This is a genomic window from Polaribacter gangjinensis, from assembly GCF_038024125.1.
In the GTDB taxonomy this organism is placed as follows: domain Bacteria; phylum Bacteroidota; class Bacteroidia; order Flavobacteriales; family Flavobacteriaceae; genus Polaribacter; species Polaribacter gangjinensis.
Genome location: NZ_CP150662.1, coordinates 1,389,968 through 1,407,772, shown reverse-complemented (window position 1 = coordinate 1,407,772; position 17,805 = coordinate 1,389,968). Strand labels below are relative to the sequence as shown.

Below are 17,805 nucleotides of genomic sequence, written 5' to 3'. Positions count from 1 at the left end.
TTTCTATTTTATAAAACCAACCCCTACAGTATTGTTTGTTTTTGGATTGATAAGGATAAAAGCGCCATTGTATTTGTGCTGTTTATAACTATCAAAAAAGAGTGATTTACTCACTTTTAATTGCACATCACCAATTTGATTTAATGTTAATTTTGATGGATTTTCCTCCAATCCAGAAAAATCAGTATGTAAAATAGTTGACAAATTTGTGATTTTTGCTTGTACATCATTCACGCCATGTTTTAGATAGTATTTTTGTGAAACTTCTAAAGGCTCTTTATCCATCCAACAAATTGTTGCTTCTAAATCTTTAGAAATTGTAGGAGTTTCATCAACTTTTACAATCATATCACCTCTACTGATATTTACATCATCAGTCAAAGTGATTGAAACGGAACTTCCTGAAGTTGCTTTGTCAAATTCTTGATCAAAAAAGTAAATGTTTTTAATGGTTGATTTTGTTAAAGAAGGCAACACAATTACTTCATCACCAACTGAAAAGTCTCCTCCATAAATTTTGCCAGCGTAGGCTCTAAAATCATGATAATCAGTAGTTTTTGGTCTGATTACAGTTTGTACAGGAAAACGTGCTTTTGCGTGATCACTAGTTAATGTTGTATCAATTTTTTCTAGATGATGCAATAAAGTTTCTCCTTGATACCAAGGAATTTGGGTTGATTTTTCAACAACATTATCTCCCTTCAAAGCAGAAATCGGAATGAACGTAATTTGTTCTTTTTTAAAATCGCTTTTGGTAGCCAAATACTCAATTTCATTTTTGATGTTTTGAAACTTTTCTTCTGAAAAATTTACCAAATCCATTTTGTTTACGGCAACAATTACCTCTTTAATTTTCAATAAATTATTGATAAAAAAATGACGGTATGTTTGTTCAACAACTCCATTTCTTGCATCAATTAAAATGATGGATGCTTGCGCAGTTGAAGCTCCAGTAACCATATTTCTGGTGTATTCTATATGACCAGGAGTGTCTGCAATGATGAAGCTTTTATTGGGTGTAGAAAAATAAATATGTGCTACATCAATCGTAATTCCTTGTTCGCGTTCTGCAATCAAACCATCAGTTGCTAAAGAAAAATCGAGGTAATCAAAACCACGTTGCTTGCTTTTTTCTTCAATGGCTTTTAATTTATCAGTAGTTAATGATTTTGTATCGTATAAAAGTCGCCCAATTAAGGTGCTTTTTCCATCATCTACACTGCCTGCTGTTGCTATTTTTAAGAGTCCCATCCCAACCTTCCCCAAAGGGGAAGGAGTTGAATTCGTTTGTGTTTTAATATCAATCATAAAATTTAATTTTCTTGTTAAGAAAATATAATAGTGTTTTTTTTGTTATAATTTTTCCCCCTTTTGGGAAAAGGGGGATTAAAAATATCCTTGTTGTTTGCGTTTTTCCATGGCTGCTTCTGAACGTGAATCGTCAATTCTTGCTCCTCTTTCTGAAATTGATGAATCTCTGATTTCTTCTACAACTTTTTCAATAGTTGTTGCATCAGAAATAACTGCAGCTGTACAACTCATGTCACCAACAGTTCTAAAACGGACAATTCTTTCTGTAATTTCTTCATATTCATCTCTATACACAAATTCGTCATTGGCTGACCAAATGAAACCATCTCTTAAAAATGTTTTTCGTTTGTGTGCAAAATAGATAGAAGGAATTTCTAATTGTTCTTTTTCGATGTAAGACCAAACGTCTAATTCTGTCCAGTTAGAAATAGGAAAAACACGCACGTTTTGCCCCAATTCAATGCGACCATTTAGCATGTCAAACAATTCAGGGCGTTGATTTTTTTCATCCCATTGTCCAAAATCATCTCTAACCGAAAAAATACGTTCTTTGGCTCTTGCTTTTTCTTCATCTCTTCTTGCGCCACCAATACAAGCATCAAAATCAAACTCTTCAATAGTATCTAAAAGTGTTTCTGTTTGCAAGATATTTCTGCTGGCATATCTTCCTTTTTCTTCTTTTACTCTACCTTTATCAATATTGTCTTGCACATTTCTAACAATCAATTCTACGCCTAATTCTTTGACCAATTTGTCTCTAAATTCAATAGTTTCAGGAAAATTATGACCTGTATCAATATGCAATAATGGAAAAGGAATTTTTGCAGGATAAAAGGCTTTTTGTGCCAAACGCACCAAAGTAATGCTGTCTTTTCCGCCAGAAAAAAGCAAAACCGGTCTTTCAAATTGTGCAACAACCTCTCTTAATATATAAATTGCTTCACTTTCTAAAGCATTTACTTCAAGGACTTTTTGACTCATTTTATTCTTTTTTTAAGAATGTAATCCACATTCTCTATTGTTTTCTACTTTTGTTGGATCAAAATATACAAACTCATTAGGTAGTTGTTTTTCAGATAAATACGTATCTAAATCTTCATCTGACCAATGATAAAATGGACTCACTTTTAACACACCATCTTTACTTTGAGAAACAATATCAATACTATCTCTGAAAGCAGTTTGTCCTTTTCGTAAGTTTGTGAACCAAACATCTGGTTGATGTTCTTTCATCGCTCTCGAAAATGGTTCTAATTTTACTTGTTCAGTAAAAAGTTGATGTTTTGGATCATCAATACTTGGCACACCCAAAACCACATTTCTATGCGCAACTGTTTGTTTTGGTGTGTATAAATGAATGTTTAAATTCAATGTTGAAATCAATAATTCTGCGTGTTTGTATGTTTGAACAGTATTGTAACCTGTATCACACCAAATTACTTTGATGTCTTTTTTAACTTCTGTAACTGCATTTAAAATCGCCACTTCATAAGGGCGAAAATTGGTTGTAATTACTGGATTTTTTGCAATACTGATTGCCCAAGAAATAATTTCATTCGGGCTTTTATTTTGCAATTCTTTGTTTATTTTTTCGATATCTAAACTCATTTTTTTCCCCATTTTACTGTGTTCCAAATTCTTTCGTGAAAAAAATACAACACCATTTTTGTCAAAACTTCAAGAGATGCAATTGATGCTGCTAAAGATATTTTTTGAGTGATAAAAAATGAGATTATCAATGTATCAATTGTACCAACAATTCTCCAACTGATGGCTTTAACAACGCTTCTTAATGGTTTTTCGGATTTTTTATCTTCTTCAAAACTTGTTTTGGATGTTGTTTTACTGAAAATCATTTCACTTGCAATCATATTTATATAAATCCTATCGTTTTAATAGGGTATGCAAACTTACGGCAAATAGAAAAATAAAACAGTAAAAAAAATGTGAAATTTATTTTAATCCTATAGTTTTAGTAGATTATAAAAAAATCAACTAAAATATTGTCAAATTAACAGTATTTGTAATAAAATTATCAAGTATTGAAACACTAAAAGGAGATAATCAAACCTAAATTAAATATTTGGACTAAAATGTTTTTCCGAGAGTAAATTGCAACGGAATTGCAACACCATCATTTCTAGTAAAAATATTTCCATTAGAATAATGCATAATACGCAGTTCAGCATTGTATTTTCTGTTTTTTCCGAAGAAAACTCCAAAACCCATCGTGTCTTGAAAAATTACTTTTGGACCTGTTTCTAATCCGTCAATATCACTTTTAGTCAATAGAGTAGGTCCAATTAAGGAGTAATTTGTGTAAAAATCATAGCCATTTCTTCGTAATAAATAAAAACGCAATACCGGGAAAATGGAAAAAGCAAACACATTTTCATTGTTTAAAGACGATTGAAAAGCAGTAACACTTGCACCCCAATCCAATGAAAATATTTTTTCTGAACGATAAATCAATCTTTGATATGTTAACGAAAATGCATTGGTAGCTTTGGCTTCACCAACCCAAAATATCGGAATTCCAAAACTCTCGAAATTGCCCACTTTTAAGCTCATTCCGAAAAAACGATTCACACCAAAACCAAGTGCACTTGTTCCATAACTGACTTGGAAAATGTTGTTTGGAAAAAAATATTCGTTTTTTGCATAATCATCCGCAGTTTTATCATCTACTTGTTTTAAATGATATTCAAAACCCAAACTTGCTTGCGAAATAGAAGGTTGATTGTGTTTGGTTGATTTTGGTAAAAAAGTACCATTTGCAGACAAACGCCATTTATCTGATAACCAATATTGTATGCCAAAACCATATAATAAACTTGCAAAATGAGCATCCTTATAAATTATTTGATCATTGATTGAAAATCCAAATCTGGTGACATTTGCTATACCAGATTCTACATAAAATGAAGTTTTTTCGGCAAGTTTAAAATCTTTTTTTAACGATAAAGACCAAGCATTGATCCAAACACTTCTGTCATAACCTATATTATTTACGTTGTCATATTTAAACCAAGCTGCTGGACGCATTGTACCAAATTGCACCGAAAAATCATCCGTAATTTTGTGACCTAACAACAATCTTCCAGAAAACCAATTGCGACTAAAAGTTTCCGTTTCGAAACCGTAAATCAAATTATCATTAGAAAATGGATAAAAAATTCCACCTAAATTGATGCTGTAATATGATTTTGATAAAAAATTGGTAAACTTTGTTTTTAAAGGTTTTTCTGTTTGAGAAAAATTTTGAAGTGAGTAAAAAACCACTAAAATGAGGATTGTTTTTTTCATCAAATCAAAACTCATTATTTGTCAATTTTTCTAAAGAAGTATTTTTGAAAATTTGAAGTGTACTATCTCTAACTTGAATCATCAAATTGTGCACTGAGCAGGCATTTTCATCAGGACAATCATCGCATTTTTCGTAAAAATTCAAACTAACACAAGGAATCATTGCAATAGGACCTTCTAAAACGCGCATTACATCTGTCATTAAAATTTCTGAAGGATGTTTTAACAAATAATAGCCTCCGCCTTTTCCTTTTTTAGATCCTAAAAATCCTGTTTTTCTGAGAGTTAACAGGATACTTTCTAAAAATTTCAGTGAAATATTTTCACTTTTTGAAATCGTAGCAATTTGCACAGGACTTTTGTCATGTTGCTTCGCTAAATAAGTCAGCGCTTTGATTCCGTATTTTGTTTTTTTAGACAGCATGAAACAAAGCTACACAAAAAAAGCAATTATTTAGCATCCAAAGCTTGTGCAATGTCCGAAATTATATCTGCGACATTTTCTAAACCAACAGAAACGCGCACTAAACCATCTGTAATACCAACTTCCAATCTGTCTTTTTCAGCTAATTTACTGTGAGTTGTGGAAGAAGGATGTGTTACAATTGTTCTTGTATCTCCCAAATTTGCTGATAATGAACACATTTTGATGTTATTTAAAAAAGTTCTACCAGCATTAATTCCGCCTTTTATTTCAAAAGCTACAATATTTCCACCCAAACTCATTTGTTTTTTAGCAATTTCATATTGAGGATGTGATTTCAAAAACGGATATTTTACCATTTTTACATTTGGATGACTTTCTAAAAACTCCGCAACTTTTAACGCATTTTCAGCATGTTTTTCAACTCTGATTGCCAAAGTTTCCAAACTTTTTGACAAAACCCATGCATTGAAAGGCGACATTGCAGGCCCAGTATTTCTAGCAAAAATGTAGATTTCATGCATTAATTCTTTGTTGCCCACAGTAATTCCGCCCAAAACTCTTCCTTGACCATCCATCAATTTTGTAGCGGAATGAATTACTAAATCTGCCCCAAATTTAATAGGTTGTTGTACGTAAGGTGTTGCAAAACAATTGTCTACAATAAAAATCAAGTTGTGTTTTTTTGCGATTTTTCCAACTTTTTCCAAATCCAAAATATCTACAGCCGGATTTGTAGGTGTTTCAATGTATAAAATTTTGGTGTTTTCTTGAATCAAACTTTCAAGTAAATCTACTTCATCAACCTTAAAATAGGAAGTCTCAATATTCCATTTTGGTAAAAATTTCGTAAACATTGCGTGTGTAGAACCAAAAACAGAACTGCAAGAAACAATGTGATCACCCGCTTTTAACAATGCTGCAAATGTGGTAAAAATCGCAGCCATTCCTGTAGCAAAAGCGTAACCAGCTTCAGCACCTTCCATGGCAACAACTTTATCAACAAATTCTGTGGTATTTGGATTTGTAAAACGGCTGTATAAATTGCGTTCTTTTTCTTCAGCAAATGAAGCACGCATGTCTTCTGCATCCTCAAAAACAAAGCTAGATGTTACATATAAAGGTGTGGAGTGTTCCAAAAACTGACTTCTTTCAGTTTGTGTTCTAATGGCTAGTGTTTCGAAATGTTTTTCAGTACTCATTTTTTATGTTTATCAGATTCTGAAACATGTTCAGAATGACATTATGTGTCAATTATTATTTTTTGCCAATCGTAAAATATCTCCAAAAACGCCTCTCGCAGTGACTTTTGCGCCTGCTCCAGCACCTTGAATTACAATGGGTTGCGCTCCATAAGATTCTGTGTAAATTTCAAAAATAGCATCAGAACCTTTCAATGAACCTAAAGGTGAATTTTTAGAAACGGAGACTAATTTCACTTCTAAAATTCCTTTTTCTTGTGATAGATCGCCACTCAAATCACCAATATAACGCAATACATGATTGGGTTTTTGATTGTTTTTTAAGGTTTGATATTCATCATTCAACAACGCTAAATTATTGATAAAATCAGTTGCAGTTCCACCTCTCAAATTTTCTGGAATAAGATTTTGAACATCCACTTCATCTAATTCGTTTTCTAAATCCAATTCTCGTGCTAAAATTAGTAATTTTCTTGCCACATCAACACCTCCTAAATCATCTCTTGGATCAGGTTCTGTAAATCCTTTAGAAATAGCATCTTGTAAAACATTCGAAAATGAAATTTCTTCTGCTGAAAAAGTATTGAATAAATAGCTCAAAGTTCCTGAAAAAACACCTCGAATTCTTGTGATATTTTCTCCTGATTCGTGCAATAATCTGATGGTATCAATCAAAGGTAAACCTGCACCAACATTGGTTTCGTATAAATATTGTTTTTTGTATTCTTTTAATTTTGAGCGTAATTTTTTATAAAAATCAAAGGATAATGTATTCGCAATTTTATTGCAAGAAACCAAATCAAAACCAGCTTCAATCAACGGAATATATTGCTTTACAAAATCGGCACTTGCAGTGTTATCAACTGCAATTAAATTTTCTAAATGATGCGTTTTTGCAAAATTAATGACATCAATTATGCTCGCATTTTCATTACCATTTGTTGCTAATTCCTGTTCCCAATTAGTAGAAACACCTGATTTATTCAACAGTATTTTTTTAGAATTTGCTACTGCAAAAACATTCAACTGAATTTTTCTTCTCTCTAAAATGGAAGCACTATTTTCTAAAATTTGATTGATTAGTGTGCTTCCAACCAAACCTTTTCCAAAAATTGCGATGTTCACTTTTTTAGAAACTCCAAAAACTTGTCCATGAATCACATTGACAGCTTTGTGCAATTGTTCTTTTTTCACAACAATACTCACATTTTTTCCTGTGATGGTATTGTTGAACAATAACGGAATAATTTGATTTTTAATCAACGCATTGAATGGATGATGAAATTCGCTCAAATCCTGACCAATAATCGAAATAACAGCTACATTTTTGATAATTGAAATTTGATTGACATCTTGCGAATAAAAATCACTTTCAAACTCATTTTCTAATGCCTTTACAGCCTCTTCAGCTTTGTTTTCTTCAATTACAAAACCAATTCCTCTTTCTGAAGAACCTTGAGAAATGATGCTCACACTGATATTTTTTGCACTCAACGTTTTAAAAATTCGTGCATCAACACCTACTTTTCCCAACAAACCTCTTCCTTCAAAATTCAAAAGACAAACATTGGTAATCGTGGAAATTGATTTGATGCCTTTTGCATCACTTTCTGAGGTGATTAACGTGCCTTTGTCCTCTTTATTAAACGTATTTAAAATACGTAAATTGATGTTTTTTTCTAATAACGGAATGATGGTTTTTGCATGCAAAATATTGGCTCCGAAATTGGCTAATTCATTTGCTTCTGAAAAAGAAAGTTGTTCGATTTTTTTGGCATCTGCAACCAATTCAGGATTTGCAGTGAAAATTCCGTTGACATGCGTGTAGTTTTGCAATTCATCCGCATCTAAAAAATTCGCTAATAATGCAGCTGTATAATTGCTGCCATTTCTACCTAAAGTAGTGGTTTCATTTTTTTGATTGCTCGCAATAAAACCCGTAACAAGATTTAGTGTTTTTGAATTTTCTTTGAAAAATTGTACCACATTTTCTTTGGAAACTGTTTTTAAAGGTTGCGCATTTCCAAAATTTTCATCTGTAATAATTAGTTTTCTTGCATCAACAATGGCAACAGGAATTCCTTGATTTTCTAATAAACTTGCCAACAATTTTACTGAAAGCAATTCTCCATGAGCCAAAACTTCATCTTTTATTTTTTCACTATAATCACCCAACAAAGAAACGCCTTCAAAAATGCTTTTTAGTTTGTTGAATTCTGATGAAAAATCTACAGTTAAATTAGGAGCAGATTGATAAGCTTGCAGTTTTTCAAAGTCATTTTGATAGTCTTTTTTTGCAGCTGCTTTTTCTAAAATGGCTTCCAATTCATCTGTGGTATTTCCTCTGGCAGAAACGACAATCGTGAATTTTTCTTTTTGTTTGATTTTATCAAGAATGATGTCAATGGCATAAGGCAATCCAGTTTCATTTGCTAAAGATTTTCCTCCGAATTTTACAACTTTCATTTTTTTAGCTCTGTAATCTTTATTAAAAATAGGTTCAATAATTTTTTGCAATTGGTCGTATTCTATTAAAAATGCATCATGACCATGTTCAGAATTGATTTCATTATAGGTCACATTTGCTTTTGTCAAAGCCAATTTTCTATGCGTTTCTCTGTTTTCATCTGCCGTAAAAAATAAGTCAGAATCAACACCAATAATGTGAATATTTGCCTCAATAGTGTCTAAAATTTTTATCGGAATTTTTCCATTATTGGTTACATCAATTGATTTTAACAACTGATTCATCAATTTATAAGAAGACAATTGATAGCGTTCTTGCAATTTTTTACCATGATGCAATAACCAACTTTCTACATTAAATATGTTTGAATTTTCATTTTTAGAACGTTGAAAACGTTTTTTAAAAGATTCAGGTGTTCTGTAGCACAACATGGCATGCATTCTTGCATCGTGCACAGGATTGTTGGAATTCACCAAAAATTGTTCTTGAATTTGACAATTGGCAATCAACCAATCTGTGGATTTCCAATCTGTAGCAACAGGAATAAAATGTTGGGTTAATTTGGTATTTAAAACCACCATTTCCCAAGCAATTCCTCCACCTAACGAACCTCCAATCAAGGCAAAAAGTTGGTTGATTTGTAACTCTTTCAATCCGATTAAAAAAATGCGAGCAATGTCTCTTGCTATAAAACTTTTATAATCGTCAATTACAAATCCGTCAAAACCATTTCCAGGAATATTGAAAGTAAGTATGGTATATTTTAGCGTATCAATCGTTTTTTCATCACCAATAATATCAGACCACCAACCATTTTCGCCAGCAACATTGCTATTTCCTGTCAATGCATGATTTACTAAAACCACAGGCGCAGTACCCAATTGCTGCCCAAATAATTGGTAGCTCAATTCAATATTTTGAAATTCAGTGCCACTTTCTGTAGTGAAAGTTGGAATGATGATAAAAGGCAAATCGTGCTTCACAGTTTTTTTTATTTTGATATTTTAGCAAATGCTGCTTTTAAATCGGCTTTTAAATCTTCAACATCTTCAATACCAACAGAAAGTCGAATTAAATCAGTAGTTACTCCAGTACTTTTTTGTTGCTCTTCATTTAATTGTTGATGAGTTGTGCTTGAAGGATGGATAATCAACGATTTTGTATCGCCAATATTTGCCAATAATGAAAATAATTTGGTTTCATCAGCAATTGTTTTTGCAGCTTCAAATCCGCCTTTTGCACCAAAAGTAACAATTCCACTTTGTCCATTTGGCAAGTATTTATCAGCCAATGATTTGTAAGCACTACTTTCCAATCCTGGATAATTTACCCAAGCAACCTCATCTTGTTGTTCTAACCATTTGGCAATTTCTAGGGCATTTTGAGAATGTTGTTTGATTCTAACAGAAAGTGTTTCCAAACCTTGAATGATATTGAAGGCATTTGTTGGACTCAATGCGCCACCAAAATCACGCAATCCTTCTAAAATCAATTTGAAAGTATAAGAAGCTGCTCCAAGTGTTTCATAATATTTCAACCCATGATAACCAGCAGAAGGCTCTGTAAATTCAGGGAATTTTCCATTAGACCAATCAAAAGTACCTGCATCAATAATGGCTCCTCCTAAAGAATTTCCTTGACCACCAATGTATTTTGTTAACGAGTGAATTACAATATCAGCACCATGTTTTATGGGATTTAATAAAGCAGGAGTTGCCACAGTATTATCAACTATAAAAGGAACTTTTGCTGTTTTTGCTTCTTTAGAAATGGCTTCTAAATCCAATACATCCAACTTCGGATTTCCCAAAGATTCTACAAAAAAGGCTCTCGTATTATCTTGAACTGCTGTTCTAAAATTATCAGGATTTGAAGCATCAACAAACGTAGTAGTTATGCCTAATCTTGGTAAAGTTACATTTAGTAAATTATACGTTCCTCCATACAAACTACTAGATGCAACAATGTGATCGCCCGCTTTTAGTAAAGTTAACAATCCTGTTGAAATAGCAGCTGTTCCAGATGCAAAAACAACAGCGCCAATTCCACCTTCAATGGCTGCCAATCTGTCTTGTAAAATTTGATTGGTTGGATTGTTCAATCGTGTGTAAATAAACCCTAATTCTTTCAATGAAAAAAGGTTTGCAGCATGATTTGAATTATTAAAAACATACGACGTTGTTTGGTAAATAGGCACAGCCCTTGTTCCTCCATTTTTTGTTACATCATGTCCTGCGTGTAACGCGTTTGTTGCGATTTTTTGTGTACTCATTTTTCTATTTTTTTTTGAGTTAATAAATAATTAAACCAAAAGCCAACTACATCAATTTTGTTGATGTACTTACTAGAAAAATGTTATTAAGAATAGTAGAAATTTCTGTAGTGTAAGAAATTTCTTTTTTGTTATCTATCCATTTTATTGGGTAGAATTTAGCACCTTTTCCAATAATTGGGAGGTTGCTAAGGCTTCAAAGGGTCTAGTCCCTCCACCTTTCTTGATAACATTTCAATAAGTTATTGAACTTTGTGAGCACAAATATTGCAACAGAAAATTGGAATATCCAAATAAAAATCTATTTTTTTTCGGTAAAAGAGATTTTCTAAATTCACGAGCTCTTTTTTATTCTGATAATTTTTTCTTAAAAATGCAAATCAATTTAGAATTTAACTCTAAATTTGCAACTCGAACAAAGAGGAAAAATTTGAACTGATTGCAACCTCTAAAACTGAAAGTGTTTCAGTTTAAACAAAAATGCTAAAGCAGTACATTTCTACTACTTTTAGCTATTTGCAATCCGATTTTATTTTTCACAAAAACAGATTAAAACTATAGTTATGTCATATTTATTTACGTCAGAAAGTGTTTCTGAAGGACATCCTGATAAAGTTGCCGATCAAATAAGTGATGCATTGATTGATCATTTTTTAGCTTTTGATAAAAACAGTAAAGTTGCTTGCGAAACGTTGGTAACAACAGGTCAAGTAATTTTGGCGGGTGAAGTAAAGTCTCAAACTTATTTGGATGTGCAGCAAATTGCAAGAGAGGTTATCAATAAAATTGGCTACAACAAAAGTGAGTATATGTTTGATGGCAATTCTTGTGGCGTTTTATCGGCAATTCACGAGCAATCTCCAGATATCAATCAAGGAGTTGATAAAAAAAATCCAGAAGAACAAGGTGCAGGAGATCAAGGAATGATGTTTGGTTATGCCACTGACGAAACTGAAAATTATATGCCTTTAGCGTTAGAATTATCTCACAGATTGTTGAAAGAATTGGCTGAAATCCGAAGAGAAAATACTCAAATTACGTATTTAAGACCTGATGCAAAAAGTCAAGTTACCATAGAATATTCAGACGATAATGTACCGCAAAGAATTGATACGATTGTAATTTCAACGCAACATGATGATTTTATCAAACCAGCATCAAAAAGTATTTCTGATAAAAAAATCGCTGAGGATGCTATGTTAAAAGTCATCAATAATGACATTAAAAATATATTAATTCCAAGAGTGATTGCAAAGTTGCCCAATCATATTCAACAGTTGTTCAATGATAAAATCAATTATCACATCAATCCAACTGGTGTTTTTGTAATTGGAGGTCCACATGGAGATACAGGATTGACAGGCCGTAAAATTATTGTTGATACTTATGGTGGAAAAGGTGCTCATGGAGGAGGAGCTTTTTCTGGAAAAGATCCTAGTAAAGTAGATCGTTCAGGAGCTTATGCAACAAGACATATTGCTAAAAATATGGTTGCAGCAGGACTGTGTAAAGAAGTTTTAGTACAAGTTTCGTACGCTATTGGTGTTGCAGAGCCTACAAGTATCAATGTAAATACATATGGAACATCCAAAGTGAAAATGTCTGATGGTGAAATTGGAAAAAAAATCAAAGAAATATTTGACATGCGTCCATATTTTATCGAAAAGCGATTTAAATTGAGAACTCCAATTTATTCAGAAACTGCTGCTTACGGTCATATGGGAAGAACTCCTGAAATAAAAACAGTAACATTTACAAATCCAATGGGCGAGACAGTTTCTCAAGAAGTAGAAACCTTTACTTGGGAGAAATTGGATTATGTAGATAAGATTAAAGAAGCTTTTTCTTTGTAGAAAAGTATATAAAAAAGCCTCTTGAAATTTTCAAGAGGCTTTTTTATTCGATATGGGTGTATTTAAAATCTCTTTAACATTATTTTAAGACCTCATCTTTACAGGTTTGTGTACTTTGTGCGGCAATTCAAATCACACACAATTATGACAAAAAAAATAGTATTGCAGCTGCTTTCAGTTGCATTTGTTTTTGCTTTTTCTTTGGATGCAACTGCACAAAGAAAGAAAAAAGAAAGCAAAGACGACAAAAAAGCCCCTGTAGTTACTCCAGCTACAAAACCTGAACCTAAAAAAACAGGTCCTCAACCTTATGCAAAGGTAGTTACAAAAGACATGACAACTGACAAAGGGTTGTTCAATGTGCATTCTAAAGATGATACTTATTTATTTGAAATTCCAGATTCACTTTTCGAAAGAGAAATGTTGATGGTTACTCGTATCGCAAAAACCGCTAGCGAAATTGGTTTTGGTGGCGGAAAAACTAATACACAAGTATTGCGTTGGCAACGTAAAGGTGAGCAAGTATTATTGAGAGTTGTTTCTCATGATGTAGTTGCTGACACCATTTTACCAATTCATGAAGCTGTTGTAAACTCAAACTTCGAACCTGTTTTATTTGCTTTTCCAATCAAAGCATTCAACAAAGACACTACAGCAGTAGTAATTGATGCAACACCATTATTGAAAGAAGATGTAAAACCATTAGGATTTCCTGAAGGATACAGAACTCGTTACAGAGTATCAAGATTAGACAACGCACGTTCGTATATTGAGCGAGTAAGTAGTTATCCGCAAAACATTGAGTTGAGACATGTAAAAACATACATTGCTTCAGCACCACCATCAAACCAAAGTGTGGGTTCTATCTCTTTAGAGATGAGTAATTCTATGATTTTATTACCAAAAGTACCTATGAAACGTCGTTATTTTGATGAACGCGTTGGATGGTTTGCACGCGGTCAATACGATTATGGATTGAAAGATCAACGTAGTAAAACAGTTACCTATTTAGACAGATGGCGTTTGGAAGTGAAAGATGAAGACATCGAAAAATTCAAAAGAGGTGAATTGGTAGTTCCTAAAAAACAAATTGTATATTATATTGATAGAGCAACTCCAAAAGAATGGGTTCCTTACATCAAACAAGGAATTGAAGATTGGCAAGTAGCATTTGAAGCAGCTGGTTTCAAAGAAGCTATCATCGCAAAAGATCCACCAACGAAAGAAGAAGATCCAGATTGGTCTCCAGAGGACGTACGTTATTCTGTGGTGAGATATTTGGCTTCTCCAATTCCAAATGCAAACGGACCTCACGTAAGTGACCCACGTTCAGGAGAAATTTTAGAATCAGACATCAACTGGTATCACAACGTAATGACATTGTTGCACAATTGGTTTTTTATCCAAACTGCAGCCATCAATGAAGATGCTCGTGGTAACTCATTCAAAACTGAAGTTATGGGACGTTTGATTCGTTTTGTATCATCACACGAAGTAGGTCATACCTTAGGATTGCCTCACAACATGGGAAGTTCAGTGGCATATCCTGTAGATTCTTTGCGTTCAGCATCATTTACAGCAAAATACGGAACCGCACCATCTATCATGGACTATGCGCGTTTTAACTATATAGCACAACCAGAAGATAAAGGAGTTGCATTGATGCCAAACATTGGTATTTATGACAAATACGCTATTGAATGGGGTTATAGACCTATTTTAGACAAAGATGCTAAAGGTGAAAAAGAAACGTTGGATGCTTGGATTTTGAAACATGCAGGAGACCCAATGTATCGTTTTGGACATCAACAAGCATCAGGCGTTGTAGATCCAAGTTCACAAACCGAAGATTTGGGTGATGATGCTATGAAAGCGTCTATGTACGGAATTAAAAACTTGAAACGTATTTTGCCTAAATTAGAAGAATGGACCTCTGAAAAAGGAGAAACGTATGCTGAGTTGAGCACCATGTATGGCGAATTGTTAGGTCAGTTTAACAGATATATGGGACACGTAACTGCCAATATTGGTGGTGTATATGAATACTACAAAACTACAGATCAAGAAGGCGCAGTTTATACACACGTTAACAAAGCAAAACAACAAGAAGCATTGAAATTTTTGATTGATAATTTATTCAAAACTCCTACTTGGATGTTGGATAAAAATATCTTTGGAAAAATTGAGTTTTCAGGTTCAGTAGAAAGAGTAAGAGGCTTGCAAGCACGTAACTTGAACAACATTTTAGATGCAGGAAGAATGGCACGAATGATTGAAAACGAAACACTTAATGGTACAGCAAAAGCCTATACTTTGGTAAGTATGATGAATGATTTAAGAGCAGGTATTTGGACAGAATTGTATAATGGTGCTGCTATTGATACCTACAGAAGAAACTTGCAAAGAGCTTATTTAGATCGTATGAATTATTTATTAAACGAGGCAAAAGACCAACGTGAAATCAATAATGGTTATGCAAAACAAAGTGGTATTACTGTAAATCAATCTGATGTAAAAGCAGTGGTTAGAGGCGAGTTGAAACGCATTCAACGTGATGCAAAAGCAGCTGCAGCAGCTGGCAATACCTTAACAAGATACCATTTGCAAGATGTTGCAGATCGTATTGGAATGATTTTAGATCCAAAGTAGCTATTGGCTTCTAGCTTTTTGCTATTAAAATTGAAAAACCCTGTACAATTTGTTCAGGGTTTTTTATTTAAAAGATGAATAAGATTAAAAACTATCCCTGTTTCAACTGCCATTTCCAAGCAGAAGCTAAGGCTTCTTCTAAGCTGATTTCTGTTTTCCAGTTCAATTCTTTGTTGGCAATAGTTGTGTCTGCATACGCAGCAACAACATCTCCTTCACGTCTGCCAACGATTTTATAATTTAATTTTAGGTTGTTTACTTTTTCAAAAGCGTTGATCACTTCTAATACCGAACTTCCTTTTCCAGTACCAATATTAAAGTACTCAAAAGTAGTTTTGTTTCGTTTTTCCATCAAGCGTTTTAGTGCAGCAATGTGAGCTTTTGCCAAATCAACCACGTGAATGTAATCTCTTACAGCTGTTCCATCAGGAGTTGGGTAATCATCTCCAAAAACAGACAATTCTTTGCGAATTCCTGCAGCAGTTTGTGTAATAAATGGAATTAAATTTTGTGGCACACCTAATGGTAATTCTCCAATTTTAATACTTGGATGCGCTCCAATTGGATTGAAATAACGCAATGCAATACAATTAATTTTATGCGCATTGCTGGCATCTCTAATGATTTCTTCGCCAATTTGTTTGGTGTTACCATACACAGATTCAGCCGCTTTTACAGGTGCTTTTTCAGTAACTGGTAATTCATCTGCCTGACCATAAACTGTACAAGAGGAAGAGAAAATAAAGTTGTCTAAGTTACGATCTCTCATTTCTTGTAATAAATAAATCAACGAACTTAGGTTGTTTTCATAGTATTCTAAAGGTTTGCCCATACTTTCTCCTACAGCTTTGTACGCTGCAAAATGGATAATGCCATCAATATCATGGCTATTGAAAAGTGTTTTTAAATCCTCTTTTTTACGAGTATCCATTTGATAAAAAATAGGCTTTTTACCAGTAATCGAAGTAATATTATCTAAAACATTGATAGTTGTGTTTGATAAATCATCTATAATGACTACTTCAAAGCCTTCGTTTTGCAATTCTACGACTGTGTGAGATCCAATAAAACCTAAACCTCCTGTTACTAAAATTTTTTTCATGATGGGTTGTTGATTGATACTTTTTTAATTTAAAAATTTAATGATGGTTTCTGTGATAAATGTCAATTGTTCTTCATCCAATTCTGTATGCATAGGTAAAGAAATGACTGTTTTTACCAATTGATTGGTTACAGGAAAATCTGCTTCCTTATATCTTTCATCTTGATATGCTTTTTGTGCATGCAAAGCAACAGGATAATAAATGGCATTCGGAATTCCGTTATCTAACAAATGTTTGTGCAAAGCATCGCGTTTTCCATTGGTGATTTGTAAGGTATATTGATGAAAAACATGGCAATCACAAAAATCACACAATTCACCACAGTTTTTGGTAGTGTTCGATTGTGTAGTTGGAGTTATGATTGCTGGATGATTTTTAAGCGCTTTTGTATAAAAACGAGCTGCGTTTCTACGCGTATTACAATACGTATCTAAATGCGGCAATTTTATTTTTAAAACGCCTGCTTGAATAGAATCCAATCGCGAATTTACACCTACAACATCATGGTAATAACGTTCGTACATTCCGTGATTTACAATACCACGCAATTTGTGCGCTAAATCATCATCATTGGTAAAAATCGCACCTCCATCTCCATAACAACCTAAGTTTTTAGATGGAAAAAAAGAGGTTGTACCAACAGTGCCAATAGTTCCTGCTTTTTGTTTGCTTCCATCAGAAAATGTATAATCAGCACCAATTGCTTGCGCATTGTCTTCAATGACATATAAATTATGCTCTTTGGCAATTTCTAAAATGGCTTCCATATTGGCAACTTGCCCAAATAAATGCACAGGAACAATTGCTTTGGTTTTTGGAGTAATGGCTTTTTTAATCGCTTCAATATCAATATTGAATGTTTTTTGATCCACATCAACCAACACAGGTGTTAATTGTAGTAATGCAATTACTTCAACGGTTGCTGCAAATGTAAAATCGGCTGTAATAACTTCATCACCAGGTTTTAAATCCAAACCCATCATGGCAATTTGCAAGGCATCTGTTCCGTTTGCACAAGGAATGACGTGTTTTACATTCAGGTATTTTTCTAAATCTTCTTGAAATTCTTTTACTAATGGGCCATTGATATAGGTGGCAGTATTGAGTACCTGTTGAATGGATTGATCAACAGCATCTTTAATTTTTTCGTATTGACTTTGCAAGTCAACCATTTGAATTTTCTTCATGTAGCTATAGATTCTTTGAACATCAAAAATA

General features: G+C 33.2%; 13 protein-coding genes and 1 riboswitch. Of the genes, 2 read left to right on the top strand and 11 right to left on the bottom strand.

Annotation, left to right across the window (positions count from 1 at the left end; translation table 11 throughout):
• Window positions 1–3 precede the first annotated feature (3 nt).
• The 9 genes from WHA43_RS06315 to WHA43_RS06275 all read right to left on the bottom strand — a co-directional run bounded on the left by WHA43_RS06315 (window position 4) and on the right by WHA43_RS06275 (window position 10,982).
• Window positions 4–1,251, bottom strand: coding sequence for a sulfate adenylyltransferase subunit 1 (locus tag WHA43_RS06315; RefSeq protein WP_105047312.1), 1,248 nt, complete (start codon window positions 1,249–1,251; stop codon window positions 4–6).
• Window positions 1,252–1,386: 135 nt separating this feature from the next.
• Window positions 1,387–2,292 carry a sulfate adenylyltransferase subunit CysD gene (gene cysD / locus WHA43_RS06310; RefSeq protein WP_105046251.1) on the bottom strand — a complete coding sequence of 302 codons (906 nt, stop codon included), beginning with the start codon at window positions 2,290–2,292 and terminating at the stop codon, window positions 1,387–1,389.
• A 12-nt stretch (window positions 2,293–2,304) separates the two neighbouring features.
• Window positions 2,305–2,919 (bottom strand): phosphoadenosine phosphosulfate reductase family protein, encoded by a 615-nt coding sequence (locus tag WHA43_RS06305; RefSeq protein ID WP_105047311.1) that lies wholly within the window; start codon window positions 2,917–2,919, stop codon window positions 2,305–2,307.
• Window positions 2,916–3,182 carry a DUF2061 domain-containing protein gene (locus WHA43_RS06300; RefSeq protein ID WP_105046250.1) on the bottom strand — a complete coding sequence of 89 codons (267 nt, stop codon included), beginning with the start codon at window positions 3,180–3,182 and terminating at the stop codon, window positions 2,916–2,918. The genes WHA43_RS06305 and WHA43_RS06300 overlap by 4 nt, the downstream gene beginning before the upstream one ends.
• Window positions 3,183–3,399: 217 nt before the next feature.
• Complete coding sequence (locus tag WHA43_RS06295; RefSeq protein WP_226742836.1) at window positions 3,400–4,617, bottom strand: acyloxyacyl hydrolase; 1,218 nt, start codon at window positions 4,615–4,617, stop codon at window positions 3,400–3,402.
• A 4-nt stretch (window positions 4,618–4,621) separates the two neighbouring features.
• Window positions 4,622–5,041, bottom strand: a complete 420-nt coding sequence (locus WHA43_RS06290) for an RrF2 family transcriptional regulator (protein ID WP_105046249.1) — start codon at window positions 5,039–5,041, stop codon at window positions 4,622–4,624.
• Between the two features lie 26 nt (window positions 5,042–5,067).
• Window positions 5,068–6,243, bottom strand: a complete 1,176-nt coding sequence (locus WHA43_RS06285; RefSeq protein ID WP_105046248.1) for an O-succinylhomoserine sulfhydrylase — start codon at window positions 6,241–6,243, stop codon at window positions 5,068–5,070.
• Window positions 6,244–6,291: 48 nt separating this feature from the next.
• Window positions 6,292–9,693 carry a bifunctional aspartate kinase/homoserine dehydrogenase I gene (gene thrA, locus WHA43_RS06280; protein WP_105046247.1) on the bottom strand — a complete coding sequence of 1,134 codons (3,402 nt, stop codon included), beginning with the start codon at window positions 9,691–9,693 and terminating at the stop codon, window positions 6,292–6,294.
• A gap of 8 nt (window positions 9,694–9,701) precedes the next feature.
• Window positions 9,702–10,982, bottom strand: a complete 1,281-nt coding sequence (locus tag WHA43_RS06275; protein WP_105046246.1) for an O-acetylhomoserine aminocarboxypropyltransferase/cysteine synthase family protein — start codon at window positions 10,980–10,982, stop codon at window positions 9,702–9,704.
• Window positions 10,983–11,110: 128 nt separating this feature from the next.
• Window positions 11,111–11,215, bottom strand: a riboswitch (SAM riboswitch).
• Between the two features lie 330 nt (window positions 11,216–11,545).
• Between WHA43_RS06275 and metK the strand changes: the two genes are divergently transcribed.
• Both metK and WHA43_RS06265 read left to right on the top strand, forming a co-directional pair.
• A complete protein-coding gene (gene metK / locus WHA43_RS06270) occupies window positions 11,546–12,835 on the top strand; it encodes a methionine adenosyltransferase (RefSeq protein ID WP_105046245.1) in 1,290 nt (429 codons plus the stop codon).
• 144 nt (window positions 12,836–12,979) lie between these two features.
• Window positions 12,980–15,484 carry a zinc-dependent metalloprotease gene (locus WHA43_RS06265; protein ID WP_105046244.1) on the top strand — a complete coding sequence of 835 codons (2,505 nt, stop codon included), beginning with the start codon at window positions 12,980–12,982 and terminating at the stop codon, window positions 15,482–15,484.
• A gap of 91 nt (window positions 15,485–15,575) precedes the next feature.
• Here WHA43_RS06265 and galE read toward each other — a convergent pair whose 3' ends face one another.
• A complete protein-coding gene (galE, locus tag WHA43_RS06260) occupies window positions 15,576–16,586 on the bottom strand; it encodes a UDP-glucose 4-epimerase GalE (RefSeq protein WP_105046243.1) in 1,011 nt (336 codons plus the stop codon).
• Between the two features lie 24 nt (window positions 16,587–16,610).
• Window positions 16,611–17,774 carry a DegT/DnrJ/EryC1/StrS family aminotransferase gene (locus WHA43_RS06255; protein ID WP_105047310.1) on the bottom strand — a complete coding sequence of 388 codons (1,164 nt, stop codon included), beginning with the start codon at window positions 17,772–17,774 and terminating at the stop codon, window positions 16,611–16,613.
• Window positions 17,775–17,805 lie beyond the last annotated feature (31 nt).

Coding starts and splice junctions, on each gene's coding strand:
- WHA43_RS06315 (WP_105047312.1), bottom strand. CDS start 1,251: ATGGGACTCTTAAAAATAGCAACAGCAGGCAGTGTAGATGATGGAAAA.
- cysD (WP_105046251.1), bottom strand. CDS start 2,292: ATGAGTCAAAAAGTCCTTGAAGTAAATGCTTTAGAAAGTGAAGCAATT.
- WHA43_RS06305 (WP_105047311.1), bottom strand. CDS start 2,919: ATGAGTTTAGATATCGAAAAAATAAACAAAGAATTGCAAAATAAAAGC.
- WHA43_RS06300 (WP_105046250.1), bottom strand. CDS start 3,182: ATGATTGCAAGTGAAATGATTTTCAGTAAAACAACATCCAAAACAAGT.
- WHA43_RS06295 (WP_226742836.1), bottom strand. CDS start 4,617: ATGAAAAAAACAATCCTCATTTTAGTGGTTTTTTACTCACTTCAAAAT.
- WHA43_RS06290 (WP_105046249.1), bottom strand. CDS start 5,041: ATGCTGTCTAAAAAAACAAAATACGGAATCAAAGCGCTGACTTATTTA.
- WHA43_RS06285 (WP_105046248.1), bottom strand. CDS start 6,243: ATGAGTACTGAAAAACATTTCGAAACACTAGCCATTAGAACACAAACT.
- WHA43_RS06275 (WP_105046246.1), bottom strand. CDS start 10,982: ATGAGTACACAAAAAATCGCAACAAACGCGTTACACGCAGGACATGAT.
- metK (WP_105046245.1), top strand. CDS start 11,546: ATGTCATATTTATTTACGTCAGAAAGTGTTTCTGAAGGACATCCTGAT.
- WHA43_RS06265 (WP_105046244.1), top strand. CDS start 12,980: ATGACAAAAAAAATAGTATTGCAGCTGCTTTCAGTTGCATTTGTTTTT.
- galE (WP_105046243.1), bottom strand. CDS start 16,586: ATGAAAAAAATTTTAGTAACAGGAGGTTTAGGTTTTATTGGATCTCAC.
- WHA43_RS06255 (WP_105047310.1), bottom strand. CDS start 17,774: ATGAAGAAAATTCAAATGGTTGACTTGCAAAGTCAATACGAAAAAATT.